The organism is Akkermansia sp. UBA7090 (assembly GCF_002493465.1).
Taxonomy (GTDB): domain Bacteria; phylum Verrucomicrobiota; class Verrucomicrobiia; order Verrucomicrobiales; family Akkermansiaceae; genus Akkermansia; species Akkermansia muciniphila_A.
This window is the reverse complement of sequence record NZ_DKYW01000009.1, coordinates 169,914-193,861: the sequence shown is the minus strand read 5'-3', so window position 1 is coordinate 193,861 and position 23,948 is coordinate 169,914. Positions and strand designations below refer to the sequence as shown.

At 57.0% G+C, this 23,948-nt stretch carries 21 protein-coding genes; 12 read left to right on the top strand and 9 right to left on the bottom strand.

The annotated features are described in order from the left end of the window. Window positions 1-24: 24 nt before the first annotated feature. From B3075_RS03775 to B3075_RS03765, 3 genes are read right to left on the bottom strand one after another with little or no spacing between them, the layout of a single operon-like run. Window positions 25-816, bottom strand: a complete 792-nt coding sequence (locus tag B3075_RS03775; RefSeq protein WP_290488516.1) for an ABC transporter permease — start codon at window positions 814-816, stop codon at window positions 25-27. Then, complete coding sequence (locus B3075_RS03770) at window positions 813-1,601, bottom strand: ABC transporter ATP-binding protein (protein ID WP_290488517.1); 789 nt, start codon at window positions 1,599-1,601, stop codon at window positions 813-815. Before B3075_RS03770 ends, B3075_RS03775 begins: the two co-directional genes overlap by 4 nt. After that, on the bottom strand, window positions 1,598-2,641 hold the full coding sequence (locus B3075_RS03765) for an ABC transporter substrate-binding protein (protein WP_290488518.1): 1,044 nt from the start codon (window positions 2,639-2,641) through the stop codon (window positions 1,598-1,600). The genes B3075_RS03770 and B3075_RS03765 overlap by 4 nt, the downstream gene beginning before the upstream one ends. Before the next feature lie 227 nt (window positions 2,642-2,868). On the opposite strand from B3075_RS03765, the gene B3075_RS03760 reads away from it, so the two are divergent. After that, on the top strand, window positions 2,869-3,516 hold the full coding sequence (locus B3075_RS03760; protein WP_290488519.1) for a hypothetical protein: 648 nt from the start codon (window positions 2,869-2,871) through the stop codon (window positions 3,514-3,516). A gap of 27 nt (window positions 3,517-3,543) precedes the next feature. Here B3075_RS03760 and B3075_RS03755 read toward each other — a convergent pair whose 3' ends face one another. The 3 genes from B3075_RS03755 to B3075_RS03745 are packed head-to-tail and all read right to left on the bottom strand — an operon-like array spanning window position 3,544 to window position 6,096. Then, the gene (locus B3075_RS03755; protein WP_290488520.1) at window positions 3,544-4,050 is read right to left on the bottom strand and encodes a D-glycero-alpha-D-manno-heptose-1,7-bisphosphate 7-phosphatase; all 507 of its coding nucleotides are present in this window, start codon (window positions 4,048-4,050) and stop codon (window positions 3,544-3,546) included. Then, window positions 4,040-4,609 carry a D-sedoheptulose 7-phosphate isomerase gene (gene gmhA / locus B3075_RS03750; protein WP_094137404.1) on the bottom strand — a complete coding sequence of 190 codons (570 nt, stop codon included), beginning with the start codon at window positions 4,607-4,609 and terminating at the stop codon, window positions 4,040-4,042. Before gmhA ends, B3075_RS03755 begins: the two co-directional genes overlap by 11 nt. Continuing rightward, entirely contained in the window at window positions 4,606-6,096 is a 1,491-nt protein-coding gene (locus B3075_RS03745; protein WP_290488521.1) for a bifunctional heptose 7-phosphate kinase/heptose 1-phosphate adenyltransferase, read from the bottom strand. The genes gmhA and B3075_RS03745 overlap by 4 nt, the downstream gene beginning before the upstream one ends. Before the next feature lie 228 nt (window positions 6,097-6,324). Between B3075_RS03745 and rpsU the strand changes: the two genes are divergently transcribed. From rpsU to B3075_RS03730, 3 genes are all read left to right on the top strand, one after another. Next, window positions 6,325-6,576, top strand: a complete 252-nt coding sequence (gene rpsU / locus B3075_RS03740) for a 30S ribosomal protein S21 (RefSeq protein ID WP_094137401.1) — start codon at window positions 6,325-6,327, stop codon at window positions 6,574-6,576. A gap of 83 nt (window positions 6,577-6,659) precedes the next feature. Beyond that, the gene (hemL, locus tag B3075_RS03735) at window positions 6,660-7,940 is read left to right on the top strand and encodes a glutamate-1-semialdehyde 2,1-aminomutase (protein WP_290488522.1); all 1,281 of its coding nucleotides are present in this window, start codon (window positions 6,660-6,662) and stop codon (window positions 7,938-7,940) included. 52 nt (window positions 7,941-7,992) lie between these two features. Next, window positions 7,993-9,054, top strand: a complete 1,062-nt coding sequence (locus B3075_RS03730; RefSeq protein ID WP_290488523.1) for an ankyrin repeat domain-containing protein — start codon at window positions 7,993-7,995, stop codon at window positions 9,052-9,054. A gap of 206 nt (window positions 9,055-9,260) precedes the next feature. Here the strand turns inward: B3075_RS03730 and B3075_RS03725 are convergent, their stop codons facing one another. Next, window positions 9,261-11,222, bottom strand: a complete 1,962-nt coding sequence (locus B3075_RS03725; protein ID WP_290488524.1) for an MFS transporter — start codon at window positions 11,220-11,222, stop codon at window positions 9,261-9,263. Between the two features lie 237 nt (window positions 11,223-11,459). After that, window positions 11,460-12,977 (bottom strand): HEAT repeat domain-containing protein, encoded by a 1,518-nt coding sequence (locus tag B3075_RS03720; protein WP_290492021.1) that lies wholly within the window; start codon window positions 12,975-12,977, stop codon window positions 11,460-11,462. A 523-nt stretch (window positions 12,978-13,500) separates the two neighbouring features. Between B3075_RS03720 and B3075_RS03715 the strand changes: the two genes are divergently transcribed. From B3075_RS03715 to B3075_RS03680, 8 genes are all read left to right on the top strand, one after another. Beyond that, complete coding sequence (locus B3075_RS03715) at window positions 13,501-15,180, top strand: glutamine--tRNA ligase/YqeY domain fusion protein (RefSeq protein ID WP_094137397.1); 1,680 nt, start codon at window positions 13,501-13,503, stop codon at window positions 15,178-15,180. A gap of 19 nt (window positions 15,181-15,199) precedes the next feature. Next, window positions 15,200-16,402, top strand: a complete 1,203-nt coding sequence (locus B3075_RS03710) for a bifunctional 3,4-dihydroxy-2-butanone-4-phosphate synthase/GTP cyclohydrolase II (protein WP_128153745.1) — start codon at window positions 15,200-15,202, stop codon at window positions 16,400-16,402. A gap of 19 nt (window positions 16,403-16,421) precedes the next feature. Continuing rightward, entirely contained in the window at window positions 16,422-16,910 is a 489-nt protein-coding gene (gene ribH, locus B3075_RS03705; protein WP_290488526.1) for a 6,7-dimethyl-8-ribityllumazine synthase, read from the top strand. 24 nt (window positions 16,911-16,934) lie between these two features. Next, a complete protein-coding gene (gene nusB / locus B3075_RS03700; protein WP_290488527.1) occupies window positions 16,935-17,819 on the top strand; it encodes a transcription antitermination factor NusB in 885 nt (294 codons plus the stop codon). Window positions 17,820-17,833: 14 nt separating this feature from the next. After that, window positions 17,834-18,682 carry a signal recognition particle-docking protein FtsY gene (gene ftsY, locus B3075_RS03695; protein ID WP_290488528.1) on the top strand — a complete coding sequence of 283 codons (849 nt, stop codon included), beginning with the start codon at window positions 17,834-17,836 and terminating at the stop codon, window positions 18,680-18,682. A gap of 18 nt (window positions 18,683-18,700) precedes the next feature. Further along, entirely contained in the window at window positions 18,701-19,780 is a 1,080-nt protein-coding gene (gene rlmN / locus B3075_RS03690; RefSeq protein ID WP_290488529.1) for a 23S rRNA (adenine(2503)-C(2))-methyltransferase RlmN, read from the top strand. A 100-nt stretch (window positions 19,781-19,880) separates the two neighbouring features. Beyond that, window positions 19,881-21,335, top strand: coding sequence for a replicative DNA helicase (dnaB, locus tag B3075_RS03685; protein ID WP_290488530.1), 1,455 nt, complete (start codon window positions 19,881-19,883; stop codon window positions 21,333-21,335). A gap of 387 nt (window positions 21,336-21,722) precedes the next feature. Continuing rightward, window positions 21,723-22,550 (top strand): PEP-CTERM sorting domain-containing protein, encoded by an 828-nt coding sequence (locus B3075_RS03680; RefSeq protein ID WP_094137390.1) that lies wholly within the window; start codon window positions 21,723-21,725, stop codon window positions 22,548-22,550. 128 nt (window positions 22,551-22,678) lie between these two features. Here the strand turns inward: B3075_RS03680 and B3075_RS03675 are convergent, their stop codons facing one another. Further along, complete coding sequence (locus B3075_RS03675) at window positions 22,679-23,917, bottom strand: competence/damage-inducible protein A (protein WP_290489675.1); 1,239 nt, start codon at window positions 23,915-23,917, stop codon at window positions 22,679-22,681. Window positions 23,918-23,948 lie beyond the last annotated feature (31 nt).

Sequence of the window (23,948 nt, the reverse complement as noted above, 5' to 3'; positions counted from 1 at the left end):
TCCGCGTTTCTGTCTTCCGCCGCTTCAGGCCTGTCCGGTCCCCCAGCGGCGGTGCAGAAACCGTTCCAGAGGAGAAAACAGAATCTTGTCGGACAGCAGCCCAATCACCACAATCACGAACATAATGCCTACAACCTGGTTCATCGCGTTCAGCTCGCGGCCGAAATGCAGCAGCTGCCCCAATCCGAACCCGGTCAGGATGGGAACAAAAATTTCCGCAGCCATCAGGGAACGCCAGGCAAAAGCCCAACCCTGCTTCATCCCGCTCACGACAAACGGAGCGGAAGCGGGAAGCGTCACATGGACCAGGCAATAAATGGGGCCTGCGCCCATGGTGCGCGCCGCACGGGCGTAAATGGGCGGCACGTTCCGCATGCCGTTGGCCGTAGCCAGGATTACGGACCACAGCGTCCCCATAATCACCACGAACAGCATAGCCCCTTCCGTCTGGCCGAACCACAGGGTCGCCAACGGAACCCAGCACACGCTGGGCAGAGCCTGGAACCCCAGGGAAACCAGCCCCAGGGTATTCTGGATAAGCTGGAAACGGGAGCACAGCATGCCCAGGGGAATTCCCGTCACCAGGCCTATTCCATACCCCATTACCAGCCTTTTCACGGTAATCCATGAAGCCTCCTCCAAAGACCCGTCCTGAAATGAAGAACACAGATACTCCCACACTTCCAGCGGAGAGGGAAACAAATAAGGCTTCCAGACCCTCAGGTCGCTCAAATACTGCCATGCCCAGACCACGAGAATGAAAAACACGAGCGAACAGGCGTGAGCCCTCCACTTGGACCATTTATTCCGGTTCATGCCGTGGCTCCTTTCAAATCACGGGTGATGCGGGCGGACAATTCCGCCAAACCGCTGCTGTTGATATCCCTGGGATGAGGAAAATCCACGAAATACTCCTCACAGATGCGCCCCGGATGCGGAGTAAGCAACACCACGCGATCCCCCAGGCACACGGCCTCGCGCATATTGTGCGTAACGAAAACAATCGTCATGCCGCAGCGCAAATGAATTTCCTGAATATCCTGATAAAGCTGTTCGCGGGTCATGGCGTCCAGGGCGGCAAAAGGCTCGTCCATCAGCAAAATGCGGGGGCTGGCAGCCAGGGCGCGGGCAAGCGCCACGCGTTGCTTCATCCCGCCGGAAAGTTCATGAATATGAGCATGGGCGCACTCTTTCAGCCCCACCAGTTCCAGATTCTTCTCCGCCATGGCGAGCCGGTCACCCCGAGTCAGTCTGGGCGTCAGCTTCAAGCCGAACATCACGTTTCCCATCACGTCCAGCCACGGAAACAGGGCAGACTCCTGGAACATCACGGTGCGGTCCCGTCCGGGCCCTTTCACAGGCTCCCCATCCAGCTCCACCACCCCAGAAGAGGGGAACTCCAGCCCCGCAATAATATTCAGCAGGGAAGTCTTTCCGCACCCGCTGGCTCCCACCAGGCACACGAACTCGCCCCCCCTGATATTCAAATTAATGTCCTCCAGAGCCACCACCTTTCCGCGCCTTCCGTCAAACACCTTGCTCACGCCCGCAATACGGAGCTTGCAGCCTCCGGGGCTGCAATGTTCTGCACCCGCAATCATCTTCCGCCCTCCTTCACCATGGTCAACTGTTCCTCAGCCGCATCCGGCGCTACCAGGCCGCCTACATCCGGGACCTCTTTCATAAACCCGGCCTGATGGGCGTCCTGCACAAACTGCCGGAGCTTGGGAATGGAAATCCTGTCCTTGATGACGATGCTTTTCCAGGCCTCCGCAATCAATGCCGGATCTATTCTGGAATGCGTCAGCTGCTCCAGTTCCCTGACCACGATTGACTGGGCCTCCTCCGGATGCAGCCTTATCCATTCGTTCAGCTCCGCATGCGCCTGCACCAGGGCTTTCGCCACCTCCGGCTTTTCCCTGAGAAACTCAGCTCCGCATACCAGCACGGTCGCGATGGATTCTTTCTCGTCCACCAGCACCCTGCCTCCCGCCGTCATCACCAGGCGGCTCACCCACGGCTCCACCGTCCACGCGCCGTCCAGCTTGCCCTGCCGGAACAGGCTGAGCTGTTCGGGGTTGGGAGTCGGCAGAATCGTCACGTCCCCGCCGCGCTGCGTCACATGCAGGCCGCCGCGGGAAAACCAGGCGCGGGCGGAAACATCCTGCGTATTCCCCAGCTGGGGGGTCGCAATCACCCTGCCGCGGAAATCCGCAGACTCCTTCAGCGTGGAATCCTTCGGAACCACCAGGGCGGCTCCTCCTTCCACGGCTCCGGCAATCATCCTGATATCCTCCCCTCGGGAACGCACAAACGCGTTAATGGCCGGGCTGGGCCCCACGTAAGCCAATTCGACGGAGCGGGCGAACACGGACTCCATGGCGCTGGGGCCCGCATTGTACACGTACCAGTTGATCCTGACGTCCTTTCCGGTGGCCTCCTTCAGCCGTTCTTCAAACCACCCCTTCCCCTGCCGGGAAAAATGATGCGCCACCAGGCCCTGCACATGCGTCACATTGGGAAAATGACCGAAATTCAATTCCACGACGTTAGGATCATCCTTCTCCTTCTTTCCGCAGGAAACAGCCAGCAGGCAAAAAAACAGAACTGGTAAAATCGTCAGGAATCTGGAACAGGGCATAAGAAAAAAGAATGGGTACTGAGTCACAGCTGTTTTTCTGCGGCCTTTCAGGCGCCGACTGACAAAAAGAGACGCCCGCGGCAGGAATCCGAAGGCAGCAGCTTTGTCACAATGTAGACAACAAAAATGCCCGTTTTGTTGAAAAAAAGCCCGTCTCCGGACCTGAACCGGGCTCTATTGACAAACCTGTCCGTTCCCGTTACAAAAACTCCATTCCCAACCCGCCTATGCAGTTCCTCTCCAACCAGCACTCATCCGGATCATGGCTGGGCCTTCCTCCGGATGAAGAACGTCCGGTAAGCCGGGCCGTCAGGTACCGCTGCATTTTTCTGACGCTCCTGTATTGGGCTGTTCTTTCCGCCATTCCCCAAGGAGCGGACTGCCTTGCAACGATAGGAACCGATATCCCCCTTTGGATGGGCACGCTGGAACTGACGCCCTTCCTGCTGGTGCCGGCCTTCCTGTTCCTGGCGGTGCGAACGGGAGCCCAGTGGAGAGTCCTGATGATGACCGTATATGCGGGACTGTTCCTGAACCTGCTGATAAACCTGGCGCTTCCCGCAAGCGCCATGTGGGGCGACCTCCCCGCATCCGGCCCCTACGGTACGCTTGTCTGGCCCGGAGGGGACCGGGAATGGCTGGTCACGCTGCCCCGTTTCCCGCAATTCTGGGCTCTCGTCATCTATGTCTTCCTCTCCGGCAGCGGGACTCCGCCCCTGCTTCGCGCGCTGTCCCTGGCCTGGTGGTTCCTGCTCTGCGTGGCTCCCGTGAACACGGGCATGGTAGGGTACGCGGACATCCTGGGGCCGCTGGTCATCATCGCCCTCGTCCTCGGCTGCATGCACCTGGCGGAAAAACGATTCTCCCGGCAATGATTCTTCCCGGGAGCAGTCATTCCCGGCCTACAGCCTTGCCGCTACTTCCTCCAACGTCTCCACACGGGCTGTGGCGAGGGTGGAAACATCTTCCGTAGAAAACAGGAAATTGCGGCCCACTCCGGCGGCAAGAGCCGCCCGGATATCCCGTTCCCGGTCACCTACGGACACGCAGGCTTTCATATCCAGCCCATGCGCAGCGGCAGCCTTCAGAAACAGGCCGGGATTCGGTTTCCGGTCCGGATGCCCGTCATCCGCGCTGGGACAGTAAAACACATCTGCAATCTCCGCGCCGGACGAGCGGAACACCCCTTTCATATATTCCGTCAGCCGTTCAAAGTCATCTTCGGAAAACATGCCGCGTCCTATGCCGGACTGGTTGGTCACCACCAGCACCTGGTACCCCTTCTCCTTAGCCAGGCGGCAGAGATTCAGAATTCCGGGCACCAGACGAAAATCCTCGATGCGGTGCACATATCCGCCATCCACATTAACCACGCCGTCCCTGTCCAGAAACAAAGCCTTACCCGCCATATATCTCCCGTTCAACCAGTTCGCAAACCAGATGCCCCACTGCAATGTGCATCTCCTGAATGTTGTTCGTGGCCTCGGAAGGAACGGCAATGCAGAAATCCGCAGCTTCTTTCATCTCGCCCCCTCCGCGGCCCGTCAAAGCTACAGTCCGGACGCCCATCCGGCGCGCCAGCTCCATCGCCAAAACGATGTTCCGGCTGTTGCCGCTCGTGGAAAGCCCCACCAGAAGATCCCCGGGGCGGCCTACTCCCTCCAGCTGCCTGGAAAATACCGTCTCATATCCGTAATCATTACCCACGGCGGTCAGGATGGAGGTATCCACCGTCAGGGCCAGCGCATTCATGGCGGGACGGTTCAGTTTGTAGCGCCCTACCAATTCGGCGGCCAGATGCTGGGAATCCGCGGCGGAGCCCCCGTTGCCGCAAAACATGATCTTATTCCCGGCCCTGAGGGTATCCGTGCAAATGCGGGCAACCTGCTCAATATCCCCGGCCATGGAAGCCAGGGTTTTGAAATTATCCGCTATCCCTAAAATCTGGTTCCTGATGTATTCGCTCATTCCGGGCTGCTTTTCATGCGGTTGATGATATTGGTGGAGGAAAAGCCCTCCAGGCGGGGAAGTTCCAGAGCCTGCCCCCCATAAGATTTCACGAACTGGCCTTCCGGCCAGCATTCCAGGGGATATCCCTCTTTGGCAATCACGTCCGGACGCAGCTTCTCAATCAGCGGCAGAGCCGTATCTTCATCAAACGGCACTACGTAATCGACAAAATCCAGGGACGCCAGCAGCAAAGAACGCATCTCCTCATTATTAATCGGCCTGTCCTCGCCCTTCAGCCGCTTGATGGAGGCGTCCGTATTCAGCCCTACAAAAAGCACGTCGCACGCTTCACGCGCCTTCATAAAGGAATGCATATGCCCCAGGTGGAGCAAATCAAAACAACCGTTCGTAAACCCAACCACCTTCTTTTCCCGGCGGAAACGCTCCGCCAGCTCCGCCGCGGCCTCCGGCGTCAGGATATTATCACGGTGATGCCAGGAAGGCGTCCGGATATCCTTCTCCTTCAGAGCCTTCTTCAACTCCGTTCCGGTCACGCTGGCCGTTCCGAACTTGCCCACTACGATGCCGGCGGCCACATTGGACACGACCAGAGCGTCCGGCACCGCGGCTCCGGCAGCCAGTGCCGCGCCCAGACTGGCAAGGGAGGTATCCCCCGCGCCGGACACGTCAAAAACCTCCCGGGCCTCCGTAGGAATGCAGACAAAATCGGCAGGGTTGGAGGAAGGAATGAAAATCATGCCATGTTCGCTCAGAGTAACAATCAGATTCTCAATGCCGAATTCGGAAAATAGCCTTCGCGCCCCCGCCACGGCATCCCGTTCCCACCCGGTCATGGCAGGATTGAGCGCCACGCCGGTAGCTTCCTGGAACTCCTTCATATTGGGTTTTACCAGCGTGGCCCCCCGGTAGCGGGAATAGTCCGCTCCCTTCGGGTCCACGATGACGGACTTGCGCGCGGCACGGCACCGGGCAATCACCTCCGGGGTGGTACGTCCGTCAAACAGGCCTTTCCCATAATCGGATAAAAGAACAAGATCCGCCTCCGGCAAACAGGCATCCACCCGTTCCAGAAAACGGGAAGCAAGCTCCGGCTCCATGTTCAGCGGCTGTTCCTGATCCGCTCTCAGCAAATGGTGCTTGCCCGCCACAAAACGGATCTTCACGGTCGTCTCATACCCCTCGCGCACCACCAGCTCCGGAACGCAGTGCGTCTCTTCCAGAAAACGCCTTACCTGCCGCCCATGGTCATCGTCCCCGACCACGCTGATAAAGGTGGTGCGGCATCCCAGCGCGCACAGATTGGACACGACATTGCCCGCGCCTCCCAGCATGCGCGTCTCCCGGTCCATCTTCATAATGGGAACCGGAGCCTCCGGGGAAATACGGCTGACGCTCCCATACAGGAACTTATCCAGCATTACGTCCCCGATGCAGAGAATCCGCACCCGGGAAAATCCGTCAATCAATGTATGCAGCCGGTTCATGGGAGACGCCTCTTTCTACCACGCCCCCTGTTATAAGGCAAGGACAGTTGAACCGCGCTCCGGAACCGGGAAACGGGGCAACGCGGCCGCTCCCCGCCGTTCCGGACGGCAGAACCCTCATTCAGGAGCAAAAAATAGGTCAGTCATGATAAAAATCTTGACCTGTAAGCAGGAAAGCACTACCTATTGTCTCCCGTTCCCGGACGAATAGAAAAAGGAAAACAAATCATGCGTGAAGTTACCGTAAGAAAAGGTGAACCTATCGACCGCGCTCTCAAGCGCCTCAAAACAAAACTGGATGTTGAAGGCATTCTGGATGAAATGCGCCGCCGCCGCGCTTTTGAAACCCCGATGGACGAACGCCGCCGCAAGGCCCGTTCCGCCAGCAAGCGCAACAAGGTAAAATGGCGTTTCAGCAACAAGAGCGAAGAAACCGCTTCCGAAACCGCCGAAACACCCGCTTCCGCTCCTGAAGCTTAAAACAATATTGGTTCGGGAATAAGAACCCAATTTCCATGAGGGCAACCCTTTCTCAAGGTTTGCCCTTTTTGCTTCCCTCGCACATGAATCAGTCAGCCCAGCTCTTCTCCCGCGCGCGTTCCGTTATCCCTGGCGGAGTCAACTCCCCCGTCAGGGCCTTCCGCAATGTGGACGGGGACCCTTTCTTCGTTCAATCGGCCAAAGGAGCCTACATCACGGATGCAGACGGACGCCAGCTTATTGACTACATCGGCACATGGGGCCCGGCCATTCTGGGCCACGCTCCGCAACCCGTTCTGGACGCAGTACATGCCGCCGTGGACAGGGGTCTGGGCTACGGAATTCCTGCACCGGCGGAAGTGGACATGGCGGAAATGATCACGGACATGGTGCCCTCCGTGGAAAAAGTGCGCATGGTCAACTCCGGAACGGAAGCGACCATGTCCGCCATCAGGCTGGCGCGCGGCTATACCGGACGCCGCAAAATCATCAAATTCATCGGCTGCTACCACGGTCACGTGGACTCCCTTCTGGTGGCTGCGGGTTCCGGAGCGCTCACCTTCGGAGAACCGGACAGCGCGGGAGTGCCCAGGGAAATGACGCAGCTCACCCTCACCGTGCCCTACAATGACCGGGAAGCAGTGAAAAAAGCCTTCGAACTCCATGGAAGCGACATTGCCGCCGTCATTCTGGAACCCTTCCCCGCCAATGCCGGACTCTACTTTCCACAAAACGACTTCCTTCACTTCCTGCGGGAAATCACGCTCCGCCACGACGCCCTCCTCATCTTTGATGAAGTCATGACGGGCTTCCGGGTCGCTCCCGGAGGCGTGCAGCAGCTTTACGGCATCACTCCAGACCTTACCTGCATGGGCAAAGTCATCGGCGGAGGCCTCCCCGTGGGAGCTTTTGGAGGCCGCTCGGAAATCATGGACTGCCTCTCTCCGCTCGGCCCCGTGTACCAGGCGGGAACCTTGTCCGGCAATCCGGTCGCCATGGCGGCTGGATTGGCCCAGCTCCGGGAACTCCTGAAAGGAAACGCCTATGAACGCCTGGAACAGCTCGGAGCGCGCATGGAAGAAGGCATTCGCGAAGCCCTTAAAAAACACGGCAGAAATTACACCTTCCACCGTGCAGGCTCCATGTTCTGCCTCTTCTTCACGGAAGAGGAAGTCTATGACTTGGAATCCGCGCAAAAAGCTTCCAAAAAACTCTTCAAATCCTTCTTCTGGAACATGCTGGAACAAGGCGTCTACTTCGCTCCTTCCCCGTATGAAACGGGCTTTATCTCTACGGCCCATACGGAAGAAGACATTGACCGCACGGTGGAAGCCGTCCGCATCAGTCTCTCCAGGTTGGGTTGACATGCCCCTGATTTGAAGTGACAGCTCACTACCCTTCCCCTATAAGGACTTCATGAGACAAATGACAGGGACCATGCTGCTTCTGTCCTCAGCAGCCGTCATAGCCGCTCCCTGGACGCATGCGGAGGAAAAGACGATCCGGCTCACGGAAGCGGAACAGCAGGAAATCAAGACGGCCAACGAAAAACTGCTGGGCCTTACCCTTCGTTTCCTGCATGACTCCTGGCCGCTGGAAATCATGTTTCCCGGAGAAGCGCAGGAGGAATTCCACTCCATTCTTCAATGCCATCAGATGCTGGAACAATTCCGCCAGACCGGCAGCCTCCTGCTCCAGACGCCGGACCGCACTACGCCCTTGCATCTCTGCATTGCCCTGGGATTAAACCAGCTGGCCGTCCGGATGGTAGAAAAGGGCGCTCCCGTCAATGCTCAATCCATTTTCATGCATGACGGCACCAAAGAGCCGGGAGACACTCCCCTTACCTGGGCGTGCCTCTCAGGCCTCTATATGAATTCCACCGCAGAAGAAAGACTGCCGCTGGTGCACGCCCTGCTCAAACACGGCGCCGACCCGGACCTGCCGGGGCCCTGGGGCGTCACCCCGTTCATGTATTCCGCCGCCCTCAATGACTCCGATCCGGGCCAGGAAAAAATAGCGCTGGCGCTTCTGGACGCAGGTTCCCCGGATCTCAAGCGCAGAATGAACGCTCAGGCGCGCGGGGTCGGCTTCCTCAGCCTGTCCTCCGCCATTTACGAACGGCTCATCAAGGCGGGATGCGATGTTAACGAGCGCTTTTTTGAAAGCAAGCAATCACCCCTTCACCTGATCTGCACCAAGGAAAAACCGTCGGAACGCCTCATTCCGCTCATTGAACTTCTCATCAAGGCGGGAGCGGACCCCAACCAACCGGATGTGGATGGCCTGACCCCGCTGATGGTCTGCAACTCTCCGGAAATAGCCGTTTGCCTTATGAATCACGGGGCCAATCCCTCTCTCCGCAACGATGACGGCCAGACAGCCTATGACTTCCATATGAAAAACGGTTATCCCTCCATTGCGGAAACCATCAGGCTCTGGCAGTCCAAACAGAAAAAAGGGGGCCCCGCCAAGTAGAACCGTCATCACGGACTTCACAGCCCGCCATTCTCCCCTTCTGGTTCGCGAAAAAAGGGAGGGTAAACGTTACGGCCTGGTTACAGGCCCTGAAGGAACTGCTGCGCTTCCGAAGCCATACAGGCAGCCCCCTCTGTTTCCTGTTATAAAAAAGCCGCTTCCCCAACTCAGGGAAAGCGGCTTTGAAAATCACAGGAAGGAAGAATTTATTCCTCCGCTTCAATACCTTCGCCGATCATCTTGGGATCTTCCGGCATCTTGCCTGTCGTAAAGTAACCTTCAATTTCTTCCAGGGAACGCCCCTTGGTTTCAGGCAGGAAGAAGGTCACCGTAATGAAATACAGCACCGTAATGCCGCCCAGCGTAAAGAACACGCCGGAATAACCGCAGCTGCCCACCCACGGAAGGAAGGAACCGGCAATGACCGTAGAAACCAGCTGGTTGATCAGCAGGGCAATCGCCATACCGTTGGAGCGGATTCGGGCAGGCATCAGCTCGGACAGCGCCAGCCAGACGCATACGCCGGGGCCGGTGGCATAAAAAGCAATGAAGATGATGAAAAACGCAGTCACGCCCCAGCCCATGGAGGTATCCGGCTTTTCACCTAATTCCGCCTTCAGAATGGAAACAGGCTTCATGGCATAGCCGTCCTTGCCGTTCACCACCATTTTGTTGGTGGAATCCGGAACAGCCTTGATCACGGCCAGGGAAGCCTTGTCCTCTTCCTTCTTGATATCCTTAGTATCCTTGGTCAGTTCGGAAAACTCTACGACGGAAAGCTGGGTGGAGGACCCCATCAGGAACTGGTACCAGGCGGGATTGGCTTCCGGCTGGTCATAGGTGATGATGAGCTGCATCCTGTTGATGTCCTTGTCGGCCATGCCGTTCTTGGCAAGGAGATTCTTGATGAAGGGGGAATCCGGAGTGCGTTCCAATTGAAGCGTGCGGATGGAACCCACATCCTTGCCCTGTTCAAATTCCTTCTGGACGGCAGGGCTCTGGGCGGCCAGCAGGGCGGCCACATCCGCAGTCACGTCCTTGCGGGCTTTTTCCACATTATTGAACAGGAACCCGGTGCCGAGAAGGCCGACTACAATGCCGGCCGTTCCAATTTTAAGCAGGAACTTGCGGCCCTTGCGGTCCACCAGCACCATGGCGACGATAGTCATCAAGCAGTTCACGACCTTGATGGTAAAGTCCGCCCAGTTGGCAGTAGTGCCTTCCAGACCTGCCTGCTGGAACACCTTTACGGAATAATTCAGCACGGAATTAATACCCGTAGCCTGCGTGAACGCCAGAACGAGCACCGCCAGAACAAAGGGATAGATATACTTGCGCTGAAGAAGAGACTCTCCGGAAGAACTCTGCTTCTTGAGTTCCTCCGCCTTCTGTTTCTCTTCCTCTTCAATGTGAACCATCTCATCAAACACTTCCTTGGCGCGGGACTCTCCGTAACTGCGCACCAGCACAGCCATGGCTTCATCCTTGCGGCCGCGGCGGAACAGGTAACGGGGAGATTCGCTCAAACGGAAGGAACCGAAAAACAGGAACAGGCCGGGAATGGCGCAAACCCAGAAAATAGCCTGCCAGGCCAGAACCTTGGCGGAAGTCAGCGATTCTTCGCTCGCGCCGGAATTTTCGACGCCGCCCACATAACTGGCGGCAAGCAAACCGACGACGGCGGCAAACACCAGGCCCACCGTCAGCAGGAACTGGAACATCCCCGTTCCCTTGCCGCGGGACTCGGCGCTCAGGCACTCGGCCAGATACAGCGGAACAACCACGCCCACAATACCGGCGCTGGCTCCCTGGAGAATACGGCCCAGCAACATAATGCCGAATACTTCCTGGGACAGGCAAATCACGGGAATGCTTGCCGTGAACAAGGCGGCAGCCACGGTAATCAACGCCTTGCGTCCCATCTTGTCGGCCAGATAGCCCGCAAACAGGGAAGAAAGAACGCTGCCGAACAGCACGGCGGCCACCACCTGGGAAAGCTGGGAAGGATTAAAACCGGCCGTCTGCTCAATATAGGGAAGCGCAGCAGCAATCACGCCAACGTCCACACCGTAGAGCAGGCCGCCCAAACCGGCCATGATGAGGAGATAGCGCATATACCGCCTGGCCGCATCCGGAATGGCGGCCTTCATGTTTTCTTGGTCTGTCATGGTCGTTGCATTCTAGTAAATTGGCTTTCCTCCGCAACCAAAAAAAGACGCTTCCCGGGCAAAAACAAATTTCCTTCCCGCAAATATGCTTAAATGGTGAAAATATCGCAAAAGAAACAGGTAACAAACCCTCCGGGAGCAGGAACCCATTTGAGAACCTCTGCACCAATGCCTCGTCTATATTCTCTTCCTGCCCAGAAAACAGCGCGATGCGCCATCACGGAAACGGAGCCGCCCTCATCGGCCCCCTTTGGCGGAAGAATCTATCCCGAGCCGCTTTTCAATCAGGTTCACAGACAACTCCGCGCACAGGCGCAATTCATTATCGGCGTCATGAGTGAATGCTTTGAGCGCGGACAGGGAAGCTTCCGAACCAATTTCCCCAAGAATGCGGGCGGCGGAACGTTTCAACACAAAATCGTCGGACTCATTCAGCGAACGAATAATATCGGCTTCTCCCGTTGGGCCGGCAGCCTTGCATTCGTCCTCCCATTTCTGGGGATCCTTTTTCCATTCCTCCAGAAGCAACGCGAAACTTCCCTTTTCCGGGCCATGCAGTAAAAACCTGACCAGAGACGCCGGAATTTCGCAATCCGCCTTCTTCAGCTCCGTAGCCACGTAATAAACCACGCGCTGAGCCTCCTCATGATCCGGTTCAGCCCATACCACAAGGGCCGAAGCCAACGCAGTCACATATTCCGCATCACGCCCCCACGGTTCCCGGAGAAGCTCCACCAGCCTGTCAGAAACCTCTCCCCGCATCTTATCCGGATTTACGGATGACAGGCGTTTTGCAGCGGCAATAACGCGGCGGATGTCCAGACAGGACAGCTCCTTCAAATTGGCCAGCACAAAATACTGGTGGCGCTCATCCTGCAACGCGGCGGAAGCGGGCCGCGCTTCAAACCTGTCCCGGTTCAAAATCACTTCCACAAAAAAACGCTCCTTATCCTGCAGGGACACCTTCCCCATCTTTCCCGCGACCTCTACAAATTCCTTAAACGTAATGGGAGTGGGAGTAATAACGAACAGCCCGCCGCCCGTTCCCTTGCGGTCGTAAAAAATAGGCTCGTCCTCAGACTGGGTCATCCTCTTCAAATACGCCTTCACCATATCCCGGTTGGCCGCATTCACCCCCACCACCCATACGCCCAGAACCCCCTGGGATTCCTTTCGGTCAATAGCGGAAAACAGAGGTTTCAAATCACCCGCCCCATAATTCTGGACAGAAGCGTTCTTGGAGGGCAGCTGCTCCAGGCCCATGCTGGTAAATCCGGAGACATCTTCTTCCCCGGCGTTTCCCTCTTCATGCCCTCCGAGCAGGGAGGGATTCACCTTGACCGGATACACGAAAGGCAGGGAAGCAATTCCCCCAGCAACCAGCAAACCCAGCAAAATGAAAACAATCTTGTGCCTGCGTCCGGCACAGGCCATCAAGCCTCCGGCAAGACAGGCAAAAAACAGGGCAAATGCCTTCTGCTGGGGCTGCTGCAGCATGGAAAGGAAAAAGGACCCATCCATCTTGGAAGAAGCATTGTAAAAAATCCACACGCAACCGGCGGCAACAGCCAGGGACGCGCAAAGACACACCAATTGAATCAGCCCCGTTTCCACCAGGGCGCTTTGGATGACCTCCCTTCTGTCTTTGGGAGGATGGACGGAAACGGCCCTCTTCGCCTTGGCAAAAGGTTTCTTAGGAATCAGTTTTTCCCTGTCGCAAAGAAACTCATGCCCGCATTTGCTGCAATTCACCATAGAACCTTCCGCGGAAGAAGGAACATTGATATGTCGTTTGCACTGTGGACAATTCAGATTCACCGGGCTCCAATATGCACGTTTTTCATTCTTTTGCAATACCAGTCTTCCAAACTTTTTCTTGATCATGCGCCCGCTCAAATTTTCAAGAAACTCCCACCGAACTCCATTCCCGTTATATCTTCTTTTCATTCCGCAGTTCTGATTTCTTCAGAATTCTAAAATTCTGATCAAACCGCTCTTATTGAAAATCTTATTCACCTGAAAACTATTCCGTAAACTCCGGAAAACAAGGTAAAGAGAAAGTTCCCATTTTTTCCTGACGAAAGGATGGTTTTTTAGTCCGCTTTCATAAATAAAAGGCTCACATCTCCAAACGCCCCTTCATATAAATTATTTGAATTTGACGATACGGGCCATTGAAAAAAAAGACAAAAACACTCGTCATGCTTATCCTCCCGCCTCACGTCATTCCGAGTGAACACGCTTGCAGAAGAGAAAATTTGGTAGTAGAATTTCCGCCATGTCATTGCAGCCTGCCGAACGCCGAGATTTCATCCGCGATATGATTTCTGATGACCTTGCCTCCGGCAAGCATCAGGCCCCGGTAACACGCTTTCCTCCGGAACCCAACGGGTATCTTCATATCGGACATGCCAAATCCATCTGTCTCAACTTCGGCATCGCCCAGGAATTCCCGGGTGCGCGCTGCCACCTGCGTTTTGACGACACCAACCCCAGCAAGGAAGACCAGGAATATGTGGACAGCATTCAGGAAGACATCCGCTGGCTGGGCTTTGACTGGGGCGACAACCTTTTCTTTGCCAGCAACATGTTCGGCTTTTTTTACGAATGCGCCGTTTCTCTCATCCGCAAGGGATTGGCCTACGTAGACGAACAGACGGTGGAAGAAATACGCGCCCAGCGCGGCAACGTGAACGTGCCCGGGCAGGAATCCCCCTACCGCAACCGCTCCGTAGAAGAAAACCTGGAACGGTTCCAGGCCATGAAAAACGGGGAAATCCCGGAAGGCAGAGCCATCCTGCGGGCCAGGATAGACATGAGTTCCAGCAACATGAACATGCGTGACCCCGTGTTGTACCGCATCATGTTCGCGGAACACCACAACACAGGCAGTTCCTGGTGCATTTATCCCATGTATGATTTTGCCCACCCGCTGGAAGATGCCTACGAACACATCACCCACTCTCTCTGCACGCTGGAATTTGAAAACCACCGTCCCCTCTATGACTGGGTCATTGAAAACTGCCCCGTCCCGGCGCGCCCGCGTCAGACGGAATTCGCCCGCCTGAACCTTACCTACACCGTCATGAGCAAGCGCAAGCTGCTGCAACTGGTGCAGGAAGGACACGTCTCCGGTTGGGACGATCCACGGATGCCCACCGTCTCCGGGATGCGCCGCCGGGGTTACACTCCTGCCGCCATCCGCAACTTCTGCCAAACCATAGGCATCACTAAATTCAACGGCTTCACGGATGTGGCTCTGCTGGAATACAGCGTCAGGGAAGACCTGAATGCCAACGCGCCGCGCCGCATGGCCGTGCTCAATCCCCTCAAGGTCACCATCACCACCCTGCCGGAAAACGCGGAAGAAATGGCTGAAGTGCTGAACAATCCGGAAAAACCGGAAGAAGGCGTACGCCGTCTCCCCATCACAAGGGAAGTCTGGATTGAACGGGACGACTTCATGCTGGATCCTCCTAAAAAATACTTCCGCCTGGCGCCCGGCCGCACCGTACGCCTCCGGGGGGGCTACTGCATCACCTGCACGGACTACAAACAGGATGCGGAGGGAAATATCACGGAAATCTTCTGCGAACACATTCCCGGCACCATCGGCTCCAACCCGCCGGAAGGAATCCAGTGCCGCGCCGCCATCCACTGGGTAAGCACCAAATACGCGGTAGACGGGGAAATCCGCATCTATGACCGTCTTTTCACGGAAGAAAACCCGGACGCTGCCGAGGAAGGGTTCCTTTCCGTCATGAATCCTTCCTCCCTGTCCGTCATCACAAACGCCAAGCTGGAACCCTCCCTGGCCGGAGCGGAACCCGAATTCCGCTGCCAGTTCGAACGCCTCGGCTACTTTGTGGCGGACCGCAGGGACCATGTGCCGGGCCGGAGGCCTGTGTTCAACCGCACTGTGGCTCTCAAGGACTCCTGGGCTAAAAAGCAAAAATAACCTCTCTTCATCCCCTTTTATGGACAATCAGCTTCAATTCTGCACCGTTGAAGAAGCCGTGGAAGAAATACGGCAGGGACGGATGATCATCGTTACGGACGACCCCGGGCGCGAAAACGAGGCAGACCTGATTATTGCCGCCGAATTCGCTACGCCGGAAGCCATCAACTTCATGGTCACCCACGCCAGGGGTCTCGTCTGCGCGCCGCTTTCCCCGGAACGGGCGGATGCCCTCCAGCTCCCGCTCATGACCTCCGTCAACCGGGAAAACATGTCCACCGCATTCACCGTCTCCGTGGATGCGGCCCATGACATCACGACAGGCATCAGCGCCGCGGAACGGTCCCTCACCATCCGCACGCTGGCGGACCCCAAAGCCACGGTCAACGACTTTGTACAGCCGGGGCACACATTCCCTCTCCGCGCCGTTCCCGGCGGTGTGCTGCGCCGCGCCGGCCATACGGAAGCCACCATTGACCTCGTGCACATGGCGGGCCTCCAGCCCGCCGGCGTCTGCTGTGAAATCATGAAGGAAGACGGGACCATGGCCCGCATTGGAGACCTGGGAGAATTCCAGAAAAAACATGGGTTGAAAGCCTGCACCGTAGCCCAGCTCATTGAATACCGCCGGGCCAAGGAAAAGCAAATCCGGCTGGTGGAAACCGTCAACATGCCCACAGACTACGGGAACTTTACCTGCCACCTTTATGAATCCCAGCTGGACGGGGCTCTTCACCTGGCCCTGGTTCACGGAGAAATCTCCCCGGACAAGCCCACGCTGGTACGCGTGCATAGTGAATGCCTGACGGGGGATGTTTTCGGCTCCCGCCGCTGTGACTGCGGCAGCCAGTTGCACACCGCCATGCGCCGCATCGCCCAGGAAGGAGGCGTCCTGCTCTACCTGCGGCAGGAAGGCCGTGGCATCGGCCTGGCGGCGAAACTCAAGGCTTACAAACTTCAGGAACAGGGTCTGGATACTGTGGAAGCCAACCTCAAACTCGGCTACCCGGACGACCTGCGCGACTACGGCATCGGCGCGCAAATCCTGCATGACCTGGGAGCAAACCAGCTGCGCCTGCTTACCAACAACCCGCGGAAAATCGTGGGGCTGGAAGGCTTTGGCATAAAAATCACGGAACAGGTTCCTCTCATCATCCCACCCAACGAACAAAACAGCAAATACCTGGCTACCAAAAAATGCAAGCTGGGCCATATCCTGTAACCTTTCACTCCATCCCTTCATGTCCACGGAACTTCCCCGCCGCCAGCGCGCCACGGGCACGCGCGCCAAAATCTGCATCGTCGCCTCGGAATACAACGAACAATACACCCAGGCTCTGGTAGACAACTGCTCGGCAGAACTGGAAACCGTGCTTCCCTCGGTTCGCCTGGAAATCATCCGCGTCCCGGGAGCTTTTGAAATTCCGGTAACCATTAAATCCGTTCTCTCCCGTTCTCCGGAAAAACGTCCCGATGCCGTGGTGGCTCTGGGGGTCATCCTGCGCGGCAGCACAGACCATGCGGATCTGATCGGCTCCACCATTACCCAGGCACTGATGCAGCTTGCCCTGGAATTCACCATCCCCGTCATCCATGAAGTCCTGCTCCTGAATGATGAAAAGCAGGCCTTCGCCCGCTGTATCGCCTCTCAGCTCAACCGCGGCCGTGAAGCGGCCCGTACCGCCGCCCTCATGGCGAAACTCTTCCTCAACTCCCTGTCCCGGCAATAAGGCCCCTCTCTCTTCTCCATCGTCATGCTCTCTCGTAATCAAATCAGACAAACAACCCTCCAATACCTTTACGCCGCCTCCCAGACGCCGGAAACGGAATGGGAGGGAATCTGGGATATCCTGATGGAACCTTTCCGGGGCGACTACTGCAAACTCAAAGCCAGGGCCGTCTCCGGCCACCTTACAAGGGACTATCCGGACAAACTGCGCCTCTTCATCACCCGTGCGCGGGAAACGGCGGACAAACTGCAGCAAGACCCTCTTACCCTCCCCGTCCGCGACCAGCTTCAGGACCTGCTGACCAAGGAAGGAGAATTCAACGCCGCCCTGCTCCGGCTGAAAAAAGCCCTGCACGAAGACCCCGCCAATGACAAGGGCTCGCTTTCCGCCGCCTGCGACGCCGCCCAGGAACTCAATACCGCGCTGATGCAGATGCGCCGCCGCCTGCTGGACACGCTCAAGGACTTCCCAGCTTATAACGGAATCTGGCCCTCCCTCATTTCCTCCTGCAGGAAACTCCAGGAAATCAATGACCGCATCAACTGCCTCATCCACCCGGACGACCGCCCCTCCCTGGCGGAAATAAAAAAAGTGGTGGAAGCAGGACGGGATGCGGAGGAACTCTACCGGGAAGCCAAAAACCTGGGGGAAGACATCCTGCGCCGCCGGGACGGGCTGGACGCCGCCATCGACTCCACGTTGGAAAACTACTCCCCGGAACGCGTCAGCGCCATTGACCGCGCCATCCTGCGCCTGGGCGCCTATGAACTCCTTCATCGCAAAGACCTCCCGGCTCCCATCGTCATCTCGGAGGCCATCCGCCTGTCGGAACGCTTCTCCTCTGCGGAATCCCCCCGCTTCGTCAACGGCGTCCTGGCCGGAATCTCAAAAACGGAACGCCCGGCATAACTCCGCTTCGCGCCATGGCAGGATTCTTTAAAAAACTATTCACCAAATTCTCCCGAAGCTCCCGGATAGACTGGGATGAACTGGAAGCTGACCTGGTAGCCGCAGACATCGGCATCAGGCGCGCCATGGGTATTGTGGACCAGCTGAAAGAAAGCAAAGGCCTGAATGCGGAAAATCTGGTGGAATCCACCCGTGAAGCGCTTCGCCAGGCCTTTCCTTCCGCGGCCCCGGCCCTGCCCGTCCCTCCGGAAGGGAAACCGCTGGTCATTCTGGTCGTGGGCGTCAACGGCACCGGGAAAACCACTTCTGCGGCCAAATTGGCCCATCTGCTGCAAAAACAGGGTTCCCGCGTTCTCCTGGCTGCGGCGGACACTTTCCGCGCGGCCGCTGTGGAACAGCTTCAAAGCTGGGCGGACAAGCTGAACATTCCCATCTACAAGGGAGCTCCCGGCCAGGATCCGGCCTCCGTCTGCTATGAGGCCCATACGCGGGCCATCAGGGAAGGTTTCCCATACCTCATTTGCGATACCGCGGGGCGCCTCCATACGCGCCACAACCTCATGGAGGAACTCTCCAAAATCCGCCGGACTCTCGCCAAGCAGGATGCGGACGCTCCCCATCACACCCTGCTGGTGGTGGATGCCACCACAGGCGCCAATGCCCTGGCGCAAGCCAGGGAATTTCATAAAGCGACGCCCCTGGACTCCGTTATGATCACCAAAATGGACGGCTCCGGAAAGGGAGGAGTGGCCGTAGCCATCATGGATGAAATGCATATCCCCCCCTCCTTTCTGGGAACCGGGGAAGGAGCCGAAGACTTTGAACCCTTCAATCGGGACCGCTACGTGGATTCCCTGCTGTAACGGGACCGCCTCAAATCCATGTCCCCACTTCCCCTCATCACCGCCCAGACGGAGGAAAAGCTGCTCGCCTTCCTGACGGAACACGGGCACACCAAATTCCGCGCCCAGCAGGTTCTGGACTGGGTGTGGCGCAAGCGCGTCACCACCTTTGACGCGATGAGCAACCTCCCCCCCGCGCTCAAAAATCTGCTGGCGGAACATTTCCGCTTCCATACACCGGAAATCGTGGAAATTCACGGTTCTGCGGACACCACACGGAAATTCCTTACCAAAATGGAAGACGGCAGCCTGGTGGAATCCGTCATCATTCCCGCCGCCGTTGCGGAAAATGGAGAAAAATCAGAGCGCGTTACCCTCTGCGTTTCCTCCCAGGTAGGCTGCGCTTTCGGCTGCAAATTCTGCGCTTCCGGTCTGCTGGGCCTTAAACGCCACCTCACCACGGGAGAAATCATCGGGCAAATCCTCTCCGCGGAAACCATCGCGGAAAAACGGGTCAACAACATCGTCTTCATGGGCATGGGGGAACCTCTCTCCAACTTTGACAACTTGGCGGATGCCCTGGAAATCATCACTTCCCACCGCGGTCTGGAAATAGGGGCGCGCCACATCACCATCTCCACGTCAGGATTCGTTCCCGGACTGAAAAAACTGGCGGCCTATCCCAGGCAAATCCGTCTGGCCGTCTCCCTGCACGGAGCTACGGACGAAGTTCGCGACCAGATCATGCCGGTCAACAAAAAATGGCCGCTCTCCCAGCTCATTCCGGCCCTTGAGGAATGGAGCAGGGGAAGAAACCAGATGCCCACGCTGGAATACATCCTCATCCGGGACATCAACGACTCTCCGAAAGACGCGTCCCATCTCGTCCGGATCGCCAAACGCCTGCACGCCAAAGTCAATCTCATCCCGTACAACACCGTGGAGGGGCTTCCGTGGAAACGCCCCTCAGAAGAACGCTGCCGCTCCTTCCGGGATGCTGTTCACAAAGCGCGTATCCCCGTCACCATGCGGTATGAAAAAGGCCATGACATCAACGCCGCCTGCGGGCAGCTGAGGCTGAGGAAGGAACAGGAAAAAAACGGAAGTACGCCCCGTTGACGGAACGGGACTTTTCCTGATTGGCAACGTTGCCTATTGCCCGGCGCCCGCCGTTGTGCTATCCTTTCCGGCCGGATGCCACCCATCCTGCCGCCCCGCCATGGAAACTACAACAACCACCACTGCCGTTCCCCCGCTGGAACTGACCAGGGCCCCCCGAAAAATTCAGTCCCTGGACCTCAGGGACATCCCGCAGGCTCCCGGCCCGGAAAAGGGAGTGTTGGCCCTCATGGCCATGGACCCGGCCACTTATGTGGGGCAATGCGTCACCATCGGCATGACGGAGGACTACTTCTACCTCCCTGCGCACAAGCTGCTCTGGCGCCTTTTCCAGGCCCGATATAACAAAAACGAACCCATTGACATCGTTTCCATCACCCAGGCCCTGGAAGACATGCACCAGCTGGAAGCCGTAGGCGGAAGCGCGGGCCTGGCGGAAATCTACACCTTTACCACCACCGGAGCCTATTTTGAGCACTACCTCAATGTCCTGAAGGACAAATTCATCCTTCGCTCCATCATTGACATCGCCAACCAGTCCACTACGCAGGCCTTTGACAATCCGGACGACGTAGCGGAACTGCTGGATTCTGTGGAAACCCATATTTTCCAGATACGGGAACGCTATAACAGCGCCAAGGATGAACAAAGCCTGTCCAGCATCCTTAAACAGGCCGTCACCAATTTTGAAAAATTTATCGCAAGCAAAGGCCAAATCCAGGGACTGACCACGGGATTTGAGGAATTGGATAAAAAAAGCAACGGCCTTAAACCGGGAGACATGTTCATCATCGCCGCCCGTCCATCCATGGGTAAAACCTCCTTCCTGCTCAACATCATTGAGCACATCGCGCTGAATGAGAAAAAACCTACTCTGCTTTTTTCCTGTGAAATGCCCGCAGTCCAGATTGTGGAACGCCTTCTTTTCGCCCGCTCCGGAGTCCGCAGCAGGGAAATCATCAAGAGAGGCAACCTCACCCAGCTTGAAATGAAGCACTTCAAACAGGCCGTCAAGGAAGTGGGGGCTTCCCAGCTTGTCATTGACGATACCGCAGCCATCTCCATCAACGAACTCCGGGCCAAAGCGCGCCGGGTCATGCGGGACCAGGGCGGTTTGGCAGCCATCGGCGTGGACTATCTCCAACTCATGCGCTCCCACTCCAAACAGGCGGCCAACAGCCGTGAACGAGAAGTAGCGGAAATATCCGCCGGCCTCAAAGCCCTGGCCAAGGAACTTAAAGTGCCTGTTATCGTCCTCGCCCAGCTCAACCGCGGTCCGGAAAGCCGCACGGGAGCCAGCCTGGGCGTCCCCCGCATCTCCGACCTTCGCGAATCCGGCTCCATCGAACAGGACGCGGACATGATCGGCCTGCTCTACCGCTCCGCCTACTATGCGGAAGATGAGGAAAAACGCCAGCAAATGGCCGGACGGGCCAATCTGCATTTGGCCAAAAACCGCAACGGCCCCACGGGGGATGTTCCGCTCCACTTCGAAGCGGAACTCATGCGCTTCTCCACCCGCGAAGCGGATGAACACGACCAGGAAAGCGAATAAAAACTTTCTCTCCAGACGCCTGTTCTCTACGGATTAGCAATCCGGGGTCAAGCTTTGATTCTAAGCGGGAATGACTTGTATTGGCGTTTCCTTCCATGCCAAGAGGCGTTTTTATGAAATGAAGTCTGCCCGGCGCCATTGGCTTCCAATGAAAGCCCGGAGATCCTTTGCGTTATTTAAATCTGTAGTTAATTTTGATAACTCTCTTTTCTGGAATACGTTACATGTAAGAAGAAGTCTGTATTTCAATGGCTGTAGCTCTTTGCAACTTTTCCCAAGTCAAACAGGATTTTCTTCGGTTTCAGCCTATAACGGATTGCTAACCCGGTAGCATCACGGTAGCGCCAGCGTTTCCTCTGGGCTTATTAATCTAGTTATTTTTTTAATATGAAAAAAAACTTATTTATTGCGGCAATCCTCTGCGGATCATGCATCTGCGCCAATGCCGCCAGCATGGTTACGGAATGGACTGGCAACGCTGGTCCTACGGAAGGCAATACCTATGAACTGGGTAATGCGGACAACTGGAGCAATGGAGTTCCCGCCCGCAGCAACGGGCAGGGGCCGGACGTCATCTTCAATAACACCGGAACTATCAATATCAGCGGCTCCATGGTGGACACCTCCGACGGCGGCAGCATCACCGTCACAGGCAACAGCAATGTTACGGTTGGGGGAACCCGCTGGACCGGAAACGTCACCATTGGAGCCAATTCCTCTCTTTCCCTCACACAAGTGGACTTCAAAAGCAGTGAGATCATCCTGGACGGGATCTTCCATCTTGGCGTTTGCGGCATTGACAATGGAGGCAATGGAGCCCGGCTTGTTTTCGGAACAAACGGTATCATGAACGTTAATCAGCAAATCTGGGGAGCATCCGGCTTCTCCGTTTCCGGCATGCTGGCCACCATATCCACTGACTTGGCTGCTGGAGAATTCCAGTTTGTTACCCGCACGCTGATTACCTCCGCCGGTTTTGACGGCGGTTCCATTTCCCTGGGAGACTTCACCGCGGAAGACGGCGGCGCGCTGACCAAGGCGTCCGGAATTATGGAAGGGAACGCCGCAGACTACCAGGGCCAGTACTATCTCTACACGGAAAACGGAAACGTCAAGGTGCAGTACGTAGTGGCGGGAGCCGTGCCGGAACCTGCTACGGCCACCCTTAGCCTGCTGGGGCTGGCTTCCCTGATGCTGCGCCGCAGGCGCGCCTGACCTTCCACACCCTGTCTTTTTTCCTCAACAGCCTGTATGCCCACGCATACAGGCTGTTTTATTTTCAGGCGAGTGACGAAAACGTCACAAAAAACATCTTCGCGCCCTTGCCGGAACCCCGTAGCAGCTTAAACAGGCGCCTTTCCCCTGGCATCCAGAAGCCCCGCAAGGGCCCGCTGGGAAACCATTTTACGGAAAGACAGGCGGTCCCTCGGATAAAACATTATCTCCGCCCGCGTCTCTCCTCCCCGGAAAGCCCAGGCAAGCCATACGGTCCCCACAGGCTTTTCCGGCGTACCGCCTCCGGGGCCCGCAATACCGCTGACGGCAACGGCGACATCAGCTCCGGAGCGTTCCAGGGCTCCTTCCGCCATCGCTCTGACCACGGGCTCGCTCACAGCACCGTAACGCGTCAGAACCTCCTTCGGCACGCCCAGCATCTCCGTCTTTGCCCGGTCGGCATAAGTAACCCACCCGCATTCAAAAACTCCGGAAGACCCCGGCACATCCGTAATTCTCTTGGCAATCAGGCCGCCGGTGCAGCTTTCCGCCGTCGCCGCTTTCAGCCCCTGCTGCGCCAGATGGCACACAACCGCTTTCTCCAGAGAAGCCCCAACAGGAGCCAGCACATACGCCCCGGCCAAAATGCGCAAACGGGCCTCACCCTGTTTCAAAGCCGTCTCGCTGCCCACCAGACGGACGTCCACTTCCCCGACGCGCGCGCAATACGCCACTTCCAGCCCCTCCACCTGGTGCAGGGAACCATCCACCAGTTCCTGAAGATCGCTCTCCCCTATCCCTACCAGGCGGAACACGCGCAAATGCGGAATATCCTCATCCGCCAAATCTTCCAGAAGCGGCATTACGGAATCTTCCACCATCGGCCTTAACTCTGCCGGAGGCCCCGGCAACAGGATAAACATGGGAAGGGAACCACTGGCAGGCATCACCAGCCCGGGCGCCGTTCCGTTGGAATTCTCCAATACCGCAGCTCCATCCGGAACCATGGCCTGCTTGAAATTGCACTCCGCAATGGGAATCCCCCTCCGTTCAAAATAACTCTTCAGTCCCTCCGCCACACACTCATCATGATGCATATCCACGCCGCACACGTCGCACAGGGCTTCCCGGGTCACATCATCGCTCGTCGGCCCCAATCCCCCGCTCACAATCACGATATCTGCGCGCCGGGCGCTCTCCCTCATAGCCTCGTTGATAGCGTAACCGTCGGGCACGACGGTTACCCTCCCCACACGGAATCCGGCCTCAAATAATCTGTTGCCCAGCCATGCGGCATTTGTATTCACAATACTCCCCAGCAAAATTTCCGTCCCGGTGTTGATCAATTCAACCCTGATCTCTTTCATGCATCCAGTATGCTCTCTCAAGAGCTCCGTG